This window comes from Pectobacterium polaris, assembly GCF_002307355.1.
Classification (GTDB): domain Bacteria; phylum Pseudomonadota; class Gammaproteobacteria; order Enterobacterales; family Enterobacteriaceae; genus Pectobacterium; species Pectobacterium polare.
In genome coordinates this window covers 4495766-4514850 of record NZ_CP017481.1, presented here as the reverse complement: position 1 = coordinate 4514850, position 19085 = coordinate 4495766, and the positions used below count along the sequence as shown (strand labels likewise).

Genomic DNA, 19085 nt, shown 5'->3' with positions numbered 1-19085 from the left:
TTATCCCCTTTTCGGCTGCCAGCGACTCAATGCGCGGGTCATGATGACCACCAGCGAGTCCAACGCAAAGGCGAGTGCGATACAGAGCACGATCCCTGCAATGATCGGCGTGAGAAACTGCAACTGAAATCCCTGAGTAAATAGTGCGCCTAGCTGTGGCACGCCGATCAGCGCTGCGACGGACACAATGCTGACGTTGGAGACGACCGCGACACGCAGCCCAGAACCGATAACCGGTACAGCAAGGGGAAGGTCGATTTGGAGAAACTGCTGCATAGGTTTGTAACCCAGCGCAAAAGCAGATTGTCGAGTCTCGGTAGAGATCGAATCCAGCCCGTCACACACGGTTCTGACCAGCAAAGCAAAGCTGTAAATGGTTAGCGCCACGACCACATTTATTGGGTCGAGAATGCGCGTATTGAGTAGTGGCGGTAACAGTACAAATAGCGCCAGCGACGGAACGGTATACAGCAGGCCAAAGAGATTGAGAATGATGCCCTTTGCTTTGGGCATGTTATATATCGCCCAGCCAACGGGAATCGCGAGCAGTAGGCCAATCACGATCGGTGTAACGGACAAATAACAGTGCCACAACAATAGATTAAGGATCTTATCGCTCTGCGACCACAGCCAGTCAAATCTCATATCGCCTCCTGCGCCATTGACTTGCAGGCATCCAGCACACTATCGAGCGTCATGACGCCCATTGGTATGTGCTGTGCGTCGATAACAACGGCTCGATGACAGGGAGAACTCAGTGCGGAGTCCAGTAGTTGGCGTAGTGTTCCGTTTTGTGGGTAAAACGTCGCCGCGAGGTTGATATTGTCTGGGGCGATGACATCAATGTGCTGTTGCGTGTCGAACCAACCATAAGCCTTACCTTGCTGCGTCACTAGCAGCCAACGTTGCGTGGCAATACGCCGCGCTTGCGCCATTGATGCGCCCATTTCGATGGTCGGTTCGAGCTGGAGGGCGGCAAGCGATCCAGAGGTGTGAAAACTCAGTTTGCGATAGCCGCGGTCACGGCCAATAAAATCGGCGACGAATGCATTGTGCGGCGCATTCAGTAATATCCCTGGTGCGGCCTGCTGGACTAACTTGCCTCCCGGTTTCAGAACGGCGACCAAATCGCCCAATTTCATTGCTTCGTCGATATCATGAGTGACCATAATGATGGTCTTGCTCACTTCTTTTTGAATACGGAGAAACTCTTCCTGAAGTTGTTCTCGTACCACGGGGTCAACCGCGCTGAAGGGTTCATCCATCAGCATAAATTCTGGATCGGCGGCGAGGGCTCTCGCTACGCCGACGCGCTGCTGCTGTCCGCCAGAGAGTTGCCACGGATATCTTTTGGCAAGCTGCGGGGCGAGCCCCACCACTTCCAGAAGTTCCGCAGCCCGGTTTCTGGCTTTACTCTTTGTGGCACCATTAAGAATGGCGGTCGTGGCGATGTTATCGATGATGTTTTTATGCGGGAATAACCCTGCGTTCTGGATAACGTAGCCAATGCGTCTCCGCAGTTGTACGACATCCATGTGTGTGGTCGATTCACCATTGAGCAGGATCGTGCCAGACGACGGTTCAACCAGTCGGTTGATCATTCGTAGTGATGTTGTTTTTCCGCATCCAGACGGCCCCACTAATACAGTAATTTTTCCGCTTGGCGCGGACAAATTCAGACCATCCACCACTACCGAGCCATCGTCATAATGCTTGGTCACGTTATTGAAAGTAATCATCGCTATGCCCCATGGTCATTTTTTTGCTTTACCGATGAAACGGTCGTTATAAAACGCATGCACACTCTTGTATGTACAACTAGCAAGGCATATGCCACAACACGGTTTAAAACAGACAATAAAAAATAAAGTAAATTAAAACAGTTATTTACTGTGTTTGTTAAATGTGTTTCAGGAAATATTTGTGTTACTACACAAGGATGAACGACGTATTGTCATGGTTTTAGTCGACTAAATCTGAGCCTTTTTGCACTAAAATGGTTCGTTTTGACATTTTATTGCACTTATTTTGGGCGAAACATCAAGTTATAGTCGATTTTCATTTCATTTTACGCATGCGATTTGTTTTTAATTTTTTGTTTTATAAGGATAAATAAATAAATAGATCAATGTGGCATTGTATGTGCTTATCATGTATATACAATTGCGATGGGAGAGAACATCGCATGCTATCAGTGGGTCTATCCACAGCTATCAAAGAAAGAAGGTAAACCGCATGAGTAGTGAATTTTCCCGTTATCGTGATGTTGAAATCAGAGCGCCACGCGGCACAACACTGAATGCCAAAAGCTGGCTTACCGAAGCACCGCTGCGCATGTTGATGAATAATCTCGATCCTGACGTCGCAGAAAACCCAAAAGAGTTGGTGGTATATGGGGGAATCGGACGAGCAGCAAGAAATTGGGAATGCTTCGATAAAATGGTCGAGGCGTTGAAGCAGCTCAACGACGATGAAACTCTGCTCGTGCAGTCAGGAAAACCGGTAGGCGTATTTAAAACGCATACGAATGCGCCCAGAGTGTTGATTGCTAACTCCAATTTGGTACCCCACTGGGCGAACTGGGAACACTTTAACGAATTAGACGCCAAAGGCTTGGCGATGTACGGGCAAATGACGGCGGGATCGTGGATTTACATCGGCAGTCAGGGCATTGTTCAGGGAACCTATGAAACCTTCGTGGAAGCGGGACGCCAGCACTATGATGGCACGCTGAAGGGGCGATGGGTGCTAACAGCGGGTCTTGGTGGAATGGGGGGCGCGCAGCCATTGGCGGCTACGCTGGCGGGTGCTTGCTCCCTGAATATTGAGTGTCAGCAATCGCGTATCGATTTTCGTCTGCGTACCGGATACGTGGACGAGCAAGCGCAGGATCTGGATGACGCACTGGATCGCATCCAGCGGCATACGCGTGCAGGGAAAGCGGTCTCGATTGCATTGCACGGCAATGCAGCAGAAATTTTGCCTGAACTGGTTAAGCGCGGTGTTCGGCCTGATATTGTGACCGATCAAACCAGCGCCCACGACCCGTTGAATGGCTATCTTCCCATCGGTTGGGATTGGGAAACGTACCGTGAACGCGCGCTGATCGAACCTGCTGCGGTGATGCAGGCGGCAAAAGCCTCAATGGCTGAACATGTTAAAGCCATGCTTGCCTTCCAACAGCAGGGTATCCCCACCTTCGATTACGGCAATAATATCCGCCAGATGGCGAAAGAGATGGGTGTCAGCAACGCCTTCGATTTCCCTGGTTTTGTCCCTGCCTATATTCGTCCTTTATTTTGTCGTGGTATCGGCCCGTTCCGTTGGGCTGCGCTCTCCGGCGATCCGCAAGATATCTATCGCACTGATGAAAAAGTGAAAGCGCTAATCCCTGACGATCTTCATCTGCACCACTGGTTAGATATGGCGAAGGAACGTATCAGTTTTCAGGGGCTACCTGCGCGCATCTGCTGGGTTGGCTTGGGGCAGCGCGCTCGTTTGGGGCTGGCATTTAATGAAATGGTCAGACGTGGCGACGTCTCCGCACCGATTGTTATTGGCCGCGACCATCTTGATTCCGGCTCTGTCGCTAGCCCTAATCGGGAAACCGAAGCGATGAAAGATGGTTCTGATGCGGTTTCTGACTGGCCGTTGCTGAATGCATTACTCAATACGGCAAGCGGCGCAACTTGGGTTTCTCTGCATCACGGTGGCGGTGTTGGGATGGGATTTTCACAACATTCCGGCATGGTTGTCGTGTGTGATGGCAGCGATGAGGCCGCAGAGCGCATTGCACGGGTATTGAGCAACGATCCGGCGACGGGCGTGATGCGTCATGCCGATGCGGGTTATGAGATTGCTATCGACTGCGCGAAAGAGCATGGCCTAAATTTACCGATGCTGACGAAATAAGCCTGGCAGGGTGCGACCACCTTCGCACCGTACCTTCACCGAGAGAGTGCGTATGCGTACTTTATGGCAGCATTGCCAGATTGCCACCATGGCGGATGGCAAATACAACCTGATTAACGATGCGGCATTAATCACCGATGGGCCTACGTTGCTCTGGGTCGGAGAGGCGGCAAAACAGCCCGATATTGCTATTGATCAGGTGTGGGATTTACAGGGTCGTCTGGTGACACCGGGCCTGATTGATTGCCACACGCATAGCGTATTTGGCGGCGATCGCAGCCAGGAATTTGAAATGCGGCTCAATGGTGCGACCTACGCCGATATCGCGGCGGCAGGAGGGGGAATTATCAGCACGGTCAATGCCACCCGTGAAGCCAATGAGCAGCAATTACTGGACAGCGCCCGACAGCGCATTGATGCGCTACGCAAAGATGGCGTCACAACCCTTGAGATTAAGTCAGGCTACGGCCTCAGTTTTGACGATGAGCGTAAAATGCTGCGTGTGATCCGTCAATTGAGCCATCTCATGCCGCTGACGATTTATAGCACCTGCCTGGCCGCCCACGCGCTACCGGTGGAATATCAAGGCCGCGCCGATGACTATATCGATGAGATTTGTGAACGTTGGCTTCCCCAATGGCATGCAGAGGGATTGATGGATGCGGTGGATGCATTTTGTGAGCATCTGGCGTTTTCTGTTGCGCAGGTGGAGCGTGTTTTTCTTACTGCGCAACAGCTTGGGCTCCCGGTAAAACTGCATGCCGAGCAGCTTTCGCTGCTGCATGGTGCAGGGCTGGCAGCCCGATATAACGCGCTTTCCGCCGATCATCTGGAATACCTCTGCGAAAGTGATATTGCGTTGATGGCACAGCACGGTACGACAGCCGTGCTGCTGCCGGGCGCGTTTTACTTTTTACGTGAAAGCAAACGGCCTCCGGTGGAATTGCTGCGTCAGTATCACGTGCCGATGGCTATTTCCAGCGATCTCAATCCTGGCACGTCGCCAGTTTTATCCTTGCGCCTGATGATGAATATGGCTTGCACGCTATTTGGGCTTACCCCAGAAGAGGCGCTGGCCGGGGTGACATATCATGCTGCTCAGGCATTGGGGGTCAGCGATCACTGTGGTTCATTGCAGGCAGGTAAAGAGGCAAATTTTGTCGTGTGGCAGGTGAATCATCCGGCAGAGCTGTGCTACTGGTTAGGCGGTTCGCTATCCAAACAGGTTATTTATCAAGGTCAAGAGGTCTGGCATGACTAACGGATTCGAATTACATCAAGGCAGCTTACCGCTGCTAATCAGTATGCCGCATCCCGGCACGCTTTTGACGCCGGAAATCGCCAACGGTTTGACGACCCGTGCAAAACAGCTTGAGGATACTGACTGGCATATTCCGGCGCTCTATCAGCCGATTATTGACATGGGCGCGAGCGTACTTTGTGCAAACTATTCCCGCTATGTGGTGGATTTAAATCGCTCTGCGGATGATAAGCCTTTGTACAGTACGGCTACTACTGGCCTATTTTCTGGCATTTTTTTTGACGGTGAACCGTTGTTTGAGGCAGGGAAAGCGCCGGATGAAAAGATGAAGGCGGATATTTTACAACATCTATGGCAGCCTTATCATCAGGCACTGGCACAAGAACTCGCGCGATTACATGAAACCTTTGGCTATGCACTGTTGTGGGATGCGCATTCGATAAAATCAGTAGTGCCCCGATTATTCGAAGGACGCCTGCCAGATCTTAATTTTGGTACTGCTGACGGTGCAAGCTGTGCCCCAGCGCTAAGTGCAGCGCTCCTGGCAAGCAGCGAACAATTCCCACAGTATACGAGGGTGTTAAATGGGCGTTTTAAAGGGGGCTATATCACCCGTCATTACGGCAACCCGCAACGGGATGTTCACGCGGTTCAACTTGAAATTGCCCAATGCAACTACATGAATGAGGATGACTTTACCTACTCAACGGAAAAAAGTGCAGATTTACAAAAATGCCTCATTGCGCTGACCAATACCCTGCTTCAGTGGGGAGATCGGCATTATGGTAAGGCCGCGCAGTCGTAATACGGATATATCAATGCCTTGGTAACGTGGCACTTACGTTATCAAGGCAGCAGGAACAGCGTTGCCAACCCGAGGAAGATAAAGAAGCCGCCGGTATCGGTAATGGCCGTAATCATTACGCTGGAGCCGATGGCTGGATCGCGGCCGAGTTTCATCATGACTAACGGGATAGCGACGCCCATCAGTGCGGCGAGCAGCAGGTTCAGCAGAATCGCCAGCATCATCACGCCACCCATGGCGGCGTTACCATAGAGCAGGAAAGTCACCACGCCCATAATCGTACCCCATATCACGCCGTTGACCAGCGCAACGCCTAATTCTTTGAGCAGCAGGTACGACTTTTTGCCGTGTTCAAGCTGATGCAAGGCCAGTGCACGCACGATCATGGTGATCGTCTGATTACCGGTATTCCCGCCAATTCCAGCGACAATCGGCATGAGCGTCGCCAGCGCCACCAAGTGAGATAACGTGTGCTCGAACAGACCGATAACCCGCGAGGCAATGAGCGCGGTACAAAGATTGATGGCCAGCCATGCCCAGCGATTGCGAAACGATTTATACACGGGCGCGTAGACGTCTTCAGAAGGCGTTAAGCCCCCGAACGCCGCAGATTGCTGTCGCTTTCCCGGTTCACGACGTCGACGATATCCTCAATCGTCAGGCGTCCCATGAGTTTCCCTTTGCTATCAACCACGGCGCTGGAAATTAAATCGTAACGCTCAAAGGCACCCGCGGCCTCTTCGACTTTATCTTCAGGCTGGAACCTCAGCGGCTGATCGTCCATGACGTTATTAACCAGAGCCTGGGGCGAGTGGAGCAGAATGTTGGCCAGCGACAGCTCGCCGATCAGCGTATTTTTGCGATCGGTGACGAACAGTTTGTCGGTGGAATTGGGGATAGTTTTACGGTAGCGCAGATAGCGCTGTACGGTCGCGAGCGTGACATCGGCGCGCACGGTGATGAGTTTGAAATCCATCATGTGGCCGAGGCAGTCTTCATCATAATTGATGGCGGCGCGTAGCTGCGCGCGCTGCTTCGGCTCAAGCGAGGTCAGTATCCTGCCCAGCAGATGGCGGGGGACGAGGCGGGACAGCTGAGCCTGCTCATCAACATCCAGTATCCGAACTGCTCTCAGGATTTCCTTGTCCTGCATATCGCCGATCAGATCGTCAGAAATGCTGTCAGAAGCCTCAATCAACACGCGGCCGCGCTTCTTTATGGGGATCAGTCGCCAGAGCGCTAGCCGTTCATCCTGCGGTAAAGATTCCAGCAAGTCGGCAAGGTCAGCGGCATGTAGCCCGATAATGAGCTCGCTGATTTCTGCGGTTTGATCGAGCAGGATGCTTTTTTCACGCAGCCTGATGTTGTTATTTAATGCCGCGTTATCGCCTAACGTCGTCTCATCACGTTCCGTAACGCGCGGTTGCTGGTTGATAATGTCTTCAACCAGTTCTTTGTTTTCCAACAGCAGAAGGGAGATGCGGCGACGGAGGTCGGTAAGTTTTTTTACACTCGACATAATGTTTTATGCTCGATCTGTTTTTTATCCGTGTTTTATTAAACGTAGCGCAAAATCAGTAGATTAAGAATAGGATTACTGGCGAATCGCAGTCTGAAAGGTGTGCGATAGTGCCCAGACGTGTTTTTTATGAGGAATTTTATCTAACGAATTATTAAATCGCTTGCTACTTAGTTTTTGGCGATATATAGTCAATTCCAGAAACGTAACCGATACCGATGGCAGAGACGATGAACGACAACGCTTACAAACTGGATGGACAGCTGTGCTTCGCACTGTATTCAGCCAATCTGGCGATGAATAAACTGTATCGTCGTTTGCTGTCCGAGCTGAATCTGACCTATCCCCAATATCTGGTGATGCTGGTGTTGTGGGAGCGTGATGGTTTGACGGTGTCTGAACTGGGCGAGCGTCTGTATCTCGATTCCGCTACGCTAACGCCGTTACTCAAGCGGTTACAAAGCGCAGGCTTAGTGGTACGTAACCGGGGAACAGAAGATGAGCGTCAGGTGCTGGTTGGCTTAACCGAAGCCGGGCGAGCACTTCAGCAACGGGCGAAAGCGGTTCCTGAAAGCGTGTTTTGCGCGACGGAATGCCATCTTGACCAGCTACAGACGATCAAAAAAGATTTAGAGACGCTGCGTAAAAATCTGATTGGGCATCTTTGAAAATACTGGCGGTTGCCTTGCGCATCCGCAGCCTGTCAGACAGCGTTATAGTTGTTAAGTAGTATACTTTTACGTTATTTTCTTTACGCAAATAAGTAGTTCGCGATTTAATTTTTCACTATGTAATTAAGGCCTGAGCAGCATCTATACTGCCTTAGGCTATTCCCTCACTATCTGGAGTCACATTATGTCTATTGAAAAAGTATTATACGTTGCTCATGCTCAAGCTACCGGTGGTCGTGATGGTCGTGCGGTGTCTTCCGATAAAGCGGTTGATATTAAATTGACGACCCCACGTGAGCTGGGCGGTGCAGGCGCTGAAGGGACGAACCCAGAGCAACTTTTCGCTGCGGGCTATTCTGCCTGTTTCCTTGGCGCGATGAAGTTTGTTGGTGCACGTGACAAAATCGCTGTCCCTGCTGATACCACGGTAAACGGTAGCGTAGGCATCGGTGCCATCCCGACAGGATTTGGTATCGAAGTTGAACTGAAAATTTCCCTGCCGGGCCTGGATCGCGCTGTGGCTGAAGATTTAGTGCAGAAAGCCCATATCGTTTGCCCATACTCCAATGCAACGCGCGGCAACATCGATGTGACCCTGACTATCGTCTAAGTCCGGCTTGAAGCAAGCTCATTGTTGATTGACGAACACGATTGATTCATGAACACAACTGATTGATAAAAACGGTGGCTGCGAAGATTCGCACTGCCGTTTTTTATTGGTACGGCATAGCTGAATGGGCAACGGACGTGAATGACGGGCACGGGAATACGAAGGCAACAAGCCTGATAGAAAAAATAGAATATAAGAAACGGGTTGGTTAAGCGCTACTCTTTCTGATTGACGAGTACGTTGGCAGGAAGCAGTAATTGTTCAGCACGCTGCTGCTGTTTGTCTTGATGATGACCAAACGCGGTGACGGTGGAGTAAGCAAAGCGGCCTAAAAGAATAATGAAGCTGATGAGTAAAACGGCACGGGCGATCCGAGAGCCACTTCGTCGCGGGCGTATCGATAATCGTCGTTTATGGGTAAGCGTGGACATTACCAGTTAATCCTCTGTGAAAGCGAACATTCGCTGTTGTTTATTTATGCACAAGCAGTAGGCGAGGTCAATCTGCCTGAGTGAAAAAGATGATGACCGATCCGGTTTGCGCACGTTCGGTATAAGGATAAAGGAAGCGTGAAGGGAGGAATAAGGGATAGGGAGAACCACCAAAAAACCCGCTCAAACAAAAACGAATAAGCGGGTTGTGTGGTGCAAGGGATTACGCCGTGGTATTGACGTTACGCCCAATCGCTGGATTTGCTGGCAGAGGTGGTAATGCCTGCAAAATACCGGAGACGACAGTTTCTTGGCTATCGAGCGCTTTTTTCAGCACAAGTGCGCTGGCCTCATTGCTGGTACGCATGTTGCTGAGGTCGGTCGCGAGTGATGCAATCTGTGATACATCCATTTCACTCTCCTTAACATTGAGTTGGATTGATATCCGGTAGGGAAAGGAAGCGCGCCTTTCCGCCGAGGTTGCATGATGTTGGCGAAAATTCTCGCCAGCCATCATTTGGGTATCGGCCCCATCCCTGTAAACTTTACGTTAACTGGACTTCACCAGCCAGCTTGGTTGCACGATTTTGCGCCACTTTACTGTTCGATGTAGGCTCGATTTTCCACGTAACGTTTTCATCAATCAGGCTTTTTCTTCCTCAATCATCAGCTTCCAGCCGGTGACGTCCTGCCAATATTCCTGTTCCCGTTCCAAATCCAGCTGTACCAGCGTGTTGTTGGTAAAGAAGTCACGGGGGAAGGTCAGCGTCCAGTAGTTGTCATCGGTATGCAGCCGTAACGATTCCGGCGTTGTCGTTGCCTGACGCTGGTTATTCAACAGCGTGGCAAGGCGCAAGAGCTGCATCATGGGCAAATACTGTTTCTTTTTGAACAGGTTCAACCGTGGCAACTCTTCCAGCTTGATCGCTTTACGGTGCAATCGCACGATCATGGACAGCACAAGCTGCTGTTCCTGATTGAAACCGGGCAGGTTGGTGTTTTGCAGAATGTAGGCGGAATGGCGATGCATGCCGCTATGGTTAATGCCCAATCCAACCTCATGCAGCATGGAAGCCCAGTTCAAAATAGCCTCAAGCTGTGGATGCACCAGACTAGGATTTTTCTCTGCCCATTGCGCATAAAGTTGCTGCGTGGTTTCCCGCACGCGTCGCGCCTGCTCGCGGTCGATATTGTAATGGGTCGCCAGGCTCTGCGCGGTACGGATACGAATATCCTGATGGCGGAATCGACCTTCCATTTCGTACAGCACGCCTTCGCGCAACGCGCCATCGGACAGGCGTAACTCTTTGATCGCCAGCGCATCGAAAATACCACACAGAATAGCCAGACCGGGCACCAGCACCGACTGACGATCTTCGGACAGACCCGGCAGACTCAGCGCTTTGAAGTGCTTAAACTGCAAGATCTGCATGCGTAGCATTTCCAACCGTTCGGGAGTAATCAGGCCGTCTTTCTCTCCCATTTCCACCAGAATTTCGTGCGTGGCTTTGATCGTTCCAGACGCACCGAGGGCGAATTTCCAGCCGTATATGCGGTATTCCCAGGACAGCGTTTCCAGCTTTTGCGCTGCGGCCAGCCGGGCGCGCTTGAAGTTGGCTTCGCTAATTTCACCATTCGGGAAAAACTGCTGTGCGAAGCTGACGCACCCCATACGACGGCTTTCCACCAGCATCGGTTCGAAATCTTCACCGATAACCAGCTCTGTAGAACCGCCGCCGATATCAATGACCAGCTTGCGGCCTTTTTCCGGCTGCGTATGCTCCACGCCCATAAAAATCAGGCGAGCCTCTTCATGGCCGGAAATGATCTCTATCGGATAGGGAATGATGTCCGCCGCGCGGCGCAGAAACTCCTGCGCGTTGGCCGCCTGACGCAGCGCGTGCGTGCCGACGATAGAAACGTTCATGGCCGGGAAGCCTTGCAGACGTTCAGCAAACAGCGCCAGACAGCTCAAGCCACGTTGAATGGCTTCTTCGCTGAGCATGTTTTTGCTGTCCAGCCCGTCGGCCAGATGTACACGCTGTTTTAAACGTCCCAATACCTGAAGCGCACCGTTTACCACGCGTGCGATCACCATGTGAAAACTATTGGAGCCCAGGTCGATAGCTGCGAACTCTTGCGGCTTTATCTCGGTTTTTTCATTGTTCGTTAACGGCATTATTCAGGCTTATCTCCAGGTTGCTCCAACGCCTTGATGTAGTCGTAAATGGCATTTTGCGCGCGTACTTTACGCCGGTTGCCGCGTGAGACATAGCGGTTGCTCGACTCTTTATCAATGACACGGGCTTTCACCGTATCACTGAACAGAATATCCAGCGTTTCCAGCACGCGGTTTTTCAAAATGGGATCCAGGATTTCCACTGCGACTTCAATGCGATAATCAATGTTGCGTGTCATCCAGTCGGCGGAAGAGAGGTAGACTTTCTTGTCCCCACCGTTGTTGAAGACATACACCCGATCGTGTTCCAGATAGCGGTCAAGAATACTGATGACCTGAATATTTTCGCTGATCCCCGGTAAATTAGGGATCAGCGAACACATGCCACGTACCAGTAGATTAATTTTCACGCCCGCAGAGGAAGCCTGATACAGCTTTTCTGCCAGCCCTTTATCCACCAGATTATTTACCTTAAGCGTAATGCCTGCATCACGATTCGCCAGCGCATTTTCGATCTCGGTATCGATCAATTGGTAAAGCTTGTCGCGGGAGTTTTGCGGAGACACCAGCAGGTGCTCGAAGCTGACCGGGCGGTAAGGGTTTTCAATGAAGTTGAAGACGCGACGGACTTCGTTGGTAATGCGTTCGTCGGCGGTCAACAGCGAGTAATCCGTATACAGACGGGCGGTTTTCTCGTTGAAATTACCGGTGCCGATGTGCGCGTAACGCACGATGTTTTCCCCTTCGCGGCGGGAAATCAGGAACAGCTTGGCGTGAATCTTCAGCCCTGGCACCGAGAAAATGACGTGTACGCCCGCTTCCGTTAGGCGCTTGGCCCAGTGGATGTTCGCCTCTTCGTCAAAACGTGCCTGTAGCTCGACCACTACCGTTACTTTCTTACCGTTGTGCGCCGCATGGATCATCGAGGTAATGATGCGCGAATCTTTAGCGACGCGGTAAATATTGATTTTGATCGACAGCACGTTGGGGTCGAAAGAGGCTTGTCGCAGCAGTTCCAACACGTGCTCGAAGGTGTGGTACGGGTAGTAAAGCAGAACGTCGCGCTCACGGATCGCATCAAACCCATTGCGAAAATTGTTGAACCCGGAGTGCCGCAGGCGGGGCAGGGGTTTGTTGACCAGATTGGCGCGCCCGACGTTCGGGAAAGAAATAAAGTCTTTGAAATTATGGTAACGCCCGCCGGGGATAACGGAGTCAAAGGAAGAGATCCCCAGTTTCTCTTGTAGCATCGCGACCATGGCGTCCGGCATGTCGCGCTGATACACGAATCTCACCGGCTCGGCGGTTAAGCGCTGCTTCAGGCTGGAAGACATCAATTCCAGCAGGCTGGATTCCATTTCCGTCACCAGATCGTATTCCGCATCGCGCGTCATCTTCATGGAGTACGCGTTCAGCGCATCATAATCAAAGAAGCCCTTGAAGATATCATCCAGACAATAACGCAGAATATTATCGATGAGGATCATGGTCTTGCGACGGCGCGGCGCTTCTGCTGGCAGGTTGACGAAGCGCGGTATTTTATCCGAAGGAATTTCCAGCAGGGCGTAACTAATCTCATCGCCACGAATAATTTCGACGGCAAGATAGGTATAGTTATCCTTCAGGAACTCCACCAGATTGGTTTCGTTAAAGATGAGTATTGGCGTGATATGCGGGCGCAGATATTGCCGGAAGTAGTCCCTCAGCCACTCTTGCTGATTAGGGGAAACCTGACGCTCATTGACCAGAAAAATCTGGTTACGTGCCATCTCCAGCAGCAGCTCGTTGTACAGGCTATCGAAGATTTGATCGGTTTTTAGTACGCGCGCCTGAATTTTGCCTAAAAGGTGTCGCAGATTGCCGTCCAGACCTTGTTCTTCGTTAATCAGAATGCGTCTTTTCAAATCGGCAAAACGGACTTTATAAAATTCATCAAGGTTGCTGGAGTAAATGCCAAGAAAGCGCATGCGTTCGATTAACGGATTGCTTTTATCTGCTGCTTCCTGAAGTACTCGTTCATTAAAGGATAACCAACTTAATTCTTTCTCTATGTAGAGTTTGTCCTGACCCATTGTCACTCCGCTCAACTCATGTACTGAAGGTTCATCCAATATTCATACCCTTCCTCTGTGGGGATAGGGTACAACAACATTATGGCGTGTTGATGACGATACCCGTCATATTTCGAGCCGTCTGTACGTTGGCTACCCTTACTCACCCCAGTCACTTACTAAAGTAAGCTCCTGAGGACTCCCTCGGTTGCCGCATTACAAGGCTCATAAATGAGCCTTGCCCTAAAGGGTCAACGCTTTAGCGTTGCTCAAAACGCTAGCGTTTTGTCATACGACTGGAACTATTTAGGGTATAAAATCTAATTCATAGACAGACTTACCATTGTCATATTATGGGCGTAAAGGCAACATATGCTACCCGCAATACGTTAGCAACACGACTCTGGCGGCTTCACTCTAACGGCGAGAATAATGGTAAACACAGGTAACACATCACAGTATCGGGATCGTCGGCGAGCGTGGATCGATCGTTTGGTTCACCGCATTGTTGCGGGCAGTGGGCTGCTGGTGCTGGCTATGCTGTTGTTAATCTTCTTCTATCTACTGTATGTGGTGACGCCACTGTTCCTTTCTCCCACCGTTAACGGGCAAAAAACGGTGCAACGCCACAGTGCGGAGCCGTCGCTGGCGCTGGGGCTTAGCGACAACGGGCAAATCGGGTTTCGCATCGACAGTCAGGGCTATGGCGAGTTTATTCCGTTTGCGGAAAACCAGCCTATGTCGCGTATTCAACTGATTCCCGCGCTGAGTTTATTGGCGCAGAGTCAGGGCGAGCGACAGGTTTATGCCCTGAGCCAGCCTGATGGCCGTCTGATTTTCGTGCAGCCTGTTTTATCACGTACGGAAAACCGTTCTCCTGTCTGGGATTATCCGCTGGGTGAGCAGGCATATTCGCTTGGGTTACCTGCGCAGCCGCTGCGTCATCTGGCTGTGGCTGCGGTGAGTGAAAAGCATGTTGTTGTGGCGGCGATTGGGCAGGAAAATGCCTTGATTATCGCTGATGTTGATAAAAACGGCGTGCGGCAACGAGCACAGATTACGCTTCCGGCGGGTACGATTAGCCAACTGCTGCTAACGCCAGACGGGCAGCAGGTGTATTTGCTCAGCGGCAGCACATTAACACTGTGGCAGGTGGGCGCGAACGCGCTGACGCTGCGGGAAGAGCGCCAGTTACAGCTGGCGGAACCGCTGCATCTGGCGCTGTTGTCCGGTGGACGATCGCTGTTGGTGCAGTCTGCTGACGGGCGGATTAGCCAATGGTTTGAGGTTCCGGGTCAACAGGGCGCGACGCTGACAGAGACGCGTCAGTTTCCGCACGTTGTGGGCGAATCGGTGTTGTTGGCAACAGAGGCGCAGCGACGAGTCTTTGCCACATTGAATGCACAGGGAGAGCTGTCGCTGTTTGCCAGTAAACAGTCGCATGCGTTGCTGACGCAGACGCTACTGGCACACGCACAAAAGCTGGCGTTTTCGCCTCGCGGTTCTGCCATGCTGGTTGAAACGGCGCAGGGCTGGCATCGCTATCGGGTTGATAACCCGTATCCCGATATTGGCTGGCGCGGGCTGTGGCAAAAACTGTGGTACGAAAACTACCCAGAGCCTGCCTATATCTGGCAATCCACGTCAGCGGATGACAGCTATCAAGCCAAATTCAGCATGATGCCGCTGATGTTGGGCACGATGAAAGCGGCGATTTACGCCATGCTATTTGCCACGCCGCTGGCGCTGTCTGCCGCGATTTATACCGCCTGCTTTATGTCACCGACGCTGCGACGCTGGATTAAACCCACGCTGGAAATCATGGGCGCACTGCCGACGGTGGTCGTCGGCCTGATTGCGGCCATCTGGCTGGCCCCGCATTTTGCGACCTATCTGTCCGCGATTTTGGTCATGCCGATTCTATGGATGCTGGCCGTGCTCGGCTGCGGCTGGCTGATTGAGTGCCTGCCGACGCGCTGGCGCGTCCGTTTCCCTGCGGGCTGGGACGTGCTATTCCTCATCCCCACGATCTTGCTGACATTTGTGCTCGGCTGTTGGCTTGCGCCGCGGATGGAAATTTGGGTGCTGGGGCAGCCGCTGTACCAGTGGCTAGGCGATGATTTTGTGCAACGTAATACGCTGGTGGCGGGCGTTGCTCTCGGTTTTGCGCTGATCCCGCTGATTTTTTCGCTGGCGGAAGATGCGCTGTTCAGCGTACCGGCTCGCTTAAGTCAGGGATCGTTGGCGCTGGGTGCGACAGCGTGGCAAACCCTGTGGCGCGTTGTGCTGCCGTCCGCCAGTGCCGGGATTTTCGCCGCGCTGATGCTGAGTTTTGGTCGCGCCGTGGGGGAAACCATGATTGTGCTCATGGCGACGGGCAATACGCCGATTATGGATGAAGGCCTGCTTCAGGGGCTGCGTTCGCTGGCGGCGAATATCGCGATTGAAATGCCGGAAGCGGTGACGAACAGCGGTCACTATCGGGTGCTGTTCTTAACGGCATTAACGCTGTTTGTTTTCACGTTTATCGTGAATACGCTGGCTGAAACTATCCGGCAGCGCTTACGCCAACGCTACCGTGATGAAGGAGAGAACGCGTGAAGCGCTGGTTCCGTTCGGGAAGGCCCTGGGTGTGGCTGACCGCATCGTCAATTTCCATTAGCCTGCTGGCGATGTTGGCAATCATTGTGTTGCTGGCCGGGCAGGGCATGCGCTATCTGTGGCCGCAGCCCGTCTGGCTGCTGACGTTGCAGCCTGAACAGGGGGCGCAGCGTGCGCTGATGGGGGAAATTTATGCCGAGCAGACGCTTTCGCCCCAGCAACTGGAACAGGCCGGTTTGTCCTCTTCTCCCGAGGACGCTGAAACTCGTTACTTGATCAAAATTGGCCAGCGTGAAATTCATGGGCAGAGCTTTCGCACGCTGTTGTCGCGCGACATTGTCCGCTTTGATAAACCCGCCGACATTCTGGTGTTGAAGCGGACGAATAATGGCACTGCCTATGGTTATCTGGCTGGCATGCTGGAGGGCGAGCAGCCGCTGGTGGCAACGGATCTCCCCGCTACCTTACAGCATCGCGTCGAGCAGGTGCAGGGATTGCTTGCGAAGACGCAGGCCATCCGTATGGGGGAGATGGCGAAGATCAACCAGCAGTTTGAGACGCTGCGGCTGGAAGAGAAAAAGCGGCAGCAGGCCAAGACGCTGGATAATCAGGCGTTAGCCCGTCTTCAGGCTGAACGTATTGAACTGCAACGCCGCTTTGATGAGCTGTCGCGCCAGCTAACCTCACTCAATCTGGACATTAATCGCGATACCGTGCAATTACGGGACGCGAACGGCAGCGTCCATCTTATTCCGCTCAGGGACATTGAACAGGCCTGGTACCCTAACGCGATGAGCCTGTGGGAAAAAGCCAGCCACTGGGGCGCTCAGGCGAAATACATGCTGGTGCACTATTCGCCGGACAGCAACAGCGCGGGCCACCTTTTTCCTGCCATTTTTGGCACGGTGCTGATGGTGGTATTGATGTCCATCGTGGTGATGCCGTTGGGGGTGATCGCCGCGGTTTATCTGCATGAGTACGCGGGGAAAAATAGCTTAACGCGCTGGGTGCGAATTGCCGTAGTCAATCTGGCTGGGGTGCCTTCCATTGTTTACGGCGTGTTCGGGTTAGGCTTTTTTGTTTATCTCATCGGTGGCACGTTGGATCAGCTGTTCTATTCCGAAGCGCTGCCGAATCCGACGTTTGGTACGCCGGGGCTGCTGTGGGCGTCGCTGACGCTGGCTCTACTGACGCTGCCGGTGGTGATTGTGGCGACGGAGGAAGGGCTGTCGCGCATTCCGATGTCTGTGCGCCACGGTTCACTGGCGCTGGGGGCGACCAAAGCCGAAACGCTGTGGCACGTCGTGCTGCCGATGGCGGTTCCCGCGATGATGACGGGCTTGATCCTCGCTGTGGCGCGTGCCGCAGGGGAAACCGCGCCGCTGATGTTGGTCGGCGTAGTGAAGTCGGTGCCGGTGTTGCCGGTTGATGACATTTTCCCTTATTTGCATCTTGAGCGAAAGTTTATGCATCTGGGATTCCAAATCTACGATCTGGCGTTCCAAAGCCCGGATGTGGAAGCGGCAAGGCCGCTGGTGTACATCACCGCACTGCTGCTGGTGTTGATCGTCGTTGGGTTGAACCTTGCAGCGATTGGGATTCGCCATGTTCTGCGTGAGAAATACCGTTCGTTATCACTCTGAAAGTAGGATGAAGTTATGGGATTTATGACACAAAAGGAGATGGCACCGCTGCCTGATGTTCATCAACTGAGTGATGAGCAGACGACGTTAACCGTGGAACATCTGAATCTTTACTATGGCGACAAGCAGGCACTGAACGATATTTCGATTCGCATTCCGAAGAATCAGGTGACGGCGCTGATTGGGCCGTCGGGCTGCGGTAAATCCACGCTGTTACGCTGCTTTAATCGCATGAACGATCTGGTTGATGATTGCCGCACCGAGGGCGATATCCGGCTGAACGGTATGCCTATTAACGACCCGCAGTTGGATGTTGCCACGTTGCGCCGTCGGGTGGGTATGGTTTTTCAACGACCGAATCCGTTTCCCAAATCGATCTATGAAAACGTGATTTATGGCCTGAGATTGCAGGGGCTACGCGATCGCCGCTTTCTGGATGATGCCGTTGAGCGGGCGCTGCGGGCGGCGGCGCTTTGGCATGAGGTAAAGGATCGGTTGAGCGACAACGCGCTGACGCTATCCAGCGGGCAGCAGCAGCGTTTGGTGATCGCCCGGGCGATCGCCATTGAGCCGGAAGTATTGTTGTTGGACGAACCGACCTCCGCACTCGATCCGATTTCGACGCTGGTTGTCGAGGAACTGATGGGAACGCTAAAGCAGCATTTCACGCTGGTGCTGGTGACGCACAACATGCAGCAAGCCGCGCGCGTGTCTGATTACACCGCGTTTATCAATCAGGGAAAACTGATCGAATACAACCGTACGGACGATCTGTTTACTTCTCCGACGCAGCGCCGCACAGAGGATTATATTACCGGGCGCTTTGGGTGAAATTTCATCAGACCGCCGCGTTTAAAGGACCTAAAAAAATTATGGATACCGTTCATCAATTGTCCGTGCCATTTGAAAAATTGATGATAAAATGCGCGCAAATTTTTTGACTCTGGCAAGTGGCGGGTAAGATGAAATTCAGTACCATGAACGAAGGTGAAATTATTACCGAGCTGTGCCGGAGAATAAAAGACTCCAGAATTCAGCAGCGTTTATCGCAGGTCGATCTTGCCGAACGGGCGGGGCTGGGAATTGCAACGATCAAGCGTGCGGAAATGGGCGAATCCATTACGCTCAGCAGCCTGCTCTCCATTCTGCGCGGATTAAATCGTCTGCATCAGATTGAAGGCGTGCTCTTCGATGCCGAAGTGGAATCCTTCCATGCGCAGATCAGCGGTGAGAAAAAACAGACCCCGTTGCGTATCAGAAAGAAAGCCGCCACGTTTCCTGCCAAAGCGCTCACCAAGCATGAAAATATCAAGAAGCCCGCTAACAGCACGGTAGACTGGTATATCGCGGCGGCTGAAAACAATATTGTCTGGTCGCTGCCTGAAAGCGATAAAAAATAAAG

At 52.3% G+C, this 19085-nt stretch carries 15 protein-coding genes and 1 pseudogene; 9 read left to right on the top strand and 7 right to left on the bottom strand.

Annotation, left to right across the window (positions count from 1 at the left end; genetic code table 11):
• Both BJJ97_RS20385 and BJJ97_RS20380 read right to left on the bottom strand, forming a co-directional pair.
• Entirely contained in the window at window positions 1–645 is a 645-nt protein-coding gene (locus tag BJJ97_RS20385) for an ABC transporter permease (protein ID WP_095700179.1), read from the bottom strand.
• The gene (locus BJJ97_RS20380; RefSeq protein WP_095995137.1) at window positions 642–1739 is read right to left on the bottom strand and encodes an ABC transporter ATP-binding protein; all 1098 of its coding nucleotides are present in this window, start codon (window positions 1737–1739) and stop codon (window positions 642–644) included. The genes BJJ97_RS20385 and BJJ97_RS20380 overlap by 4 nt, the downstream gene beginning before the upstream one ends.
• Window positions 1740–2235: 496 nt before the next feature.
• Here BJJ97_RS20380 and hutU point away from each other — a divergent pair, with 496 nt between their 5' ends.
• Genes hutU through hutG form a run of 3 tightly spaced genes read left to right on the top strand, consistent with a single transcriptional unit; the run spans window position 2236 to window position 5978 of the window.
• Complete coding sequence (hutU, locus tag BJJ97_RS20375) at window positions 2236–3912, top strand: urocanate hydratase (RefSeq protein ID WP_095995136.1); 1677 nt, start codon at window positions 2236–2238, stop codon at window positions 3910–3912.
• A 52-nt stretch (window positions 3913–3964) separates the two neighbouring features.
• Window positions 3965–5173: an imidazolonepropionase gene (gene hutI, locus BJJ97_RS20370; protein WP_095995135.1), complete on the top strand. Its 1209-nt coding sequence runs from the start codon at window positions 3965–3967 to the stop codon at window positions 5171–5173.
• Window positions 5166–5978 (top strand): N-formylglutamate deformylase, encoded by an 813-nt coding sequence (gene hutG, locus BJJ97_RS20365; protein WP_095995134.1) that lies wholly within the window; start codon window positions 5166–5168, stop codon window positions 5976–5978. The genes hutI and hutG overlap by 8 nt, the downstream gene beginning before the upstream one ends.
• Before the next feature lie 41 nt (window positions 5979–6019).
• Here the strand turns inward: hutG and mgtE are convergent.
• Window positions 6020–7497 (bottom strand): annotated as a pseudogene (mgtE, locus tag BJJ97_RS20360) (magnesium transporter).
• A 218-nt stretch (window positions 7498–7715) separates the two neighbouring features.
• On the opposite strand from mgtE, the gene BJJ97_RS20355 reads away from it, so the two are divergent.
• Window positions 7716–8165: a MarR family winged helix-turn-helix transcriptional regulator gene (locus BJJ97_RS20355; protein ID WP_095995133.1), complete on the top strand. Its 450-nt coding sequence runs from the start codon at window positions 7716–7718 to the stop codon at window positions 8163–8165.
• 187 nt (window positions 8166–8352) lie between these two features.
• Window positions 8353–8778, top strand: a complete 426-nt coding sequence (locus tag BJJ97_RS20350; protein ID WP_039486432.1) for an organic hydroperoxide resistance protein — start codon at window positions 8353–8355, stop codon at window positions 8776–8778.
• A gap of 215 nt (window positions 8779–8993) precedes the next feature.
• Here BJJ97_RS20350 and BJJ97_RS20345 read toward each other — a convergent pair whose 3' ends face one another.
• From BJJ97_RS20345 to ppk1, 4 genes are all read right to left on the bottom strand, one after another.
• A complete protein-coding gene (locus BJJ97_RS20345; protein ID WP_095700173.1) occupies window positions 8994–9209 on the bottom strand; it encodes a YfgG family protein in 216 nt (71 codons plus the stop codon).
• Between the two features lie 223 nt (window positions 9210–9432).
• Window positions 9433–9621 (bottom strand): YjfB family protein, encoded by a 189-nt coding sequence (locus BJJ97_RS20340; protein ID WP_095995132.1) that lies wholly within the window; start codon window positions 9619–9621, stop codon window positions 9433–9435.
• A gap of 231 nt (window positions 9622–9852) precedes the next feature.
• Window positions 9853–11388: an exopolyphosphatase gene (ppx, locus tag BJJ97_RS20335; RefSeq protein ID WP_095995131.1), complete on the bottom strand. Its 1536-nt coding sequence runs from the start codon at window positions 11386–11388 to the stop codon at window positions 9853–9855.
• A complete protein-coding gene (ppk1, locus tag BJJ97_RS20330) occupies window positions 11388–13460 on the bottom strand; it encodes a polyphosphate kinase 1 (protein WP_095995130.1) in 2073 nt (690 codons plus the stop codon). Before ppk1 ends, ppx begins: the two co-directional genes overlap by 1 nt.
• A 411-nt stretch (window positions 13461–13871) precedes the next feature.
• Here ppk1 and BJJ97_RS20325 point away from each other — a divergent pair, with 411 nt between their 5' ends.
• From BJJ97_RS20325 to BJJ97_RS20310, 4 genes are all read left to right on the top strand, one after another.
• The gene (locus BJJ97_RS20325) at window positions 13872–16040 is read left to right on the top strand and encodes an ABC transporter permease subunit (RefSeq protein ID WP_095995129.1); all 2169 of its coding nucleotides are present in this window, start codon (window positions 13872–13874) and stop codon (window positions 16038–16040) included.
• Window positions 16037–17683 carry a phosphate ABC transporter permease PstA gene (gene pstA / locus BJJ97_RS20320; protein ID WP_095995128.1) on the top strand — a complete coding sequence of 549 codons (1647 nt, stop codon included), beginning with the start codon at window positions 16037–16039 and terminating at the stop codon, window positions 17681–17683. The genes BJJ97_RS20325 and pstA overlap by 4 nt, the downstream gene beginning before the upstream one ends.
• 15 nt (window positions 17684–17698) lie before the next feature.
• Window positions 17699–18514 (top strand): phosphate ABC transporter ATP-binding protein PstB, encoded by an 816-nt coding sequence (pstB, locus tag BJJ97_RS20315; protein WP_039486418.1) that lies wholly within the window; start codon window positions 17699–17701, stop codon window positions 18512–18514.
• Window positions 18515–18645: 131 nt separating this feature from the next.
• Window positions 18646–19083 carry a helix-turn-helix domain-containing protein gene (locus tag BJJ97_RS20310; RefSeq protein WP_010280336.1) on the top strand — a complete coding sequence of 146 codons (438 nt, stop codon included), beginning with the start codon at window positions 18646–18648 and terminating at the stop codon, window positions 19081–19083.
• Window positions 19084–19085: the final 2 nt, after the last annotated feature.

Excerpts from the sequence above, each read along its gene's own strand:
- BJJ97_RS20385 (WP_095700179.1), bottom strand. The coding sequence starts at position 645 with ATGAGATTTGACTGGCTGTGGTCGCAGAGCGATAAGATCCTTAATCTA.
- BJJ97_RS20380 (WP_095995137.1), bottom strand. The coding sequence starts at position 1,739 with ATGATTACTTTCAATAACGTGACCAAGCATTATGACGATGGCTCGGTA.
- hutU (WP_095995136.1), top strand. The coding sequence starts at position 2,236 with ATGAGTAGTGAATTTTCCCGTTATCGTGATGTTGAAATCAGAGCGCCA.
- hutI (WP_095995135.1), top strand. The coding sequence starts at position 3,965 with ATGCGTACTTTATGGCAGCATTGCCAGATTGCCACCATGGCGGATGGC.
- hutG (WP_095995134.1), top strand. The coding sequence starts at position 5,166 with ATGACTAACGGATTCGAATTACATCAAGGCAGCTTACCGCTGCTAATC.
- BJJ97_RS20355 (WP_095995133.1), top strand. The coding sequence starts at position 7,716 with ATGGCAGAGACGATGAACGACAACGCTTACAAACTGGATGGACAGCTG.
- BJJ97_RS20350 (WP_039486432.1), top strand. The coding sequence starts at position 8,353 with ATGTCTATTGAAAAAGTATTATACGTTGCTCATGCTCAAGCTACCGGT.
- BJJ97_RS20345 (WP_095700173.1), bottom strand. The coding sequence starts at position 9,209 with ATGTCCACGCTTACCCATAAACGACGATTATCGATACGCCCGCGACGA.
- BJJ97_RS20340 (WP_095995132.1), bottom strand. The coding sequence starts at position 9,621 with ATGGATGTATCACAGATTGCATCACTCGCGACCGACCTCAGCAACATG.
- ppx (WP_095995131.1), bottom strand. The coding sequence starts at position 11,388 with ATGCCGTTAACGAACAATGAAAAAACCGAGATAAAGCCGCAAGAGTTC.
- ppk1 (WP_095995130.1), bottom strand. The coding sequence starts at position 13,460 with ATGGGTCAGGACAAACTCTACATAGAGAAAGAATTAAGTTGGTTATCC.
- BJJ97_RS20325 (WP_095995129.1), top strand. The coding sequence starts at position 13,872 with ATGGTAAACACAGGTAACACATCACAGTATCGGGATCGTCGGCGAGCG.
- pstB (WP_039486418.1), top strand. The coding sequence starts at position 17,699 with ATGGGATTTATGACACAAAAGGAGATGGCACCGCTGCCTGATGTTCAT.
- BJJ97_RS20310 (WP_010280336.1), top strand. The coding sequence starts at position 18,646 with ATGAAATTCAGTACCATGAACGAAGGTGAAATTATTACCGAGCTGTGC.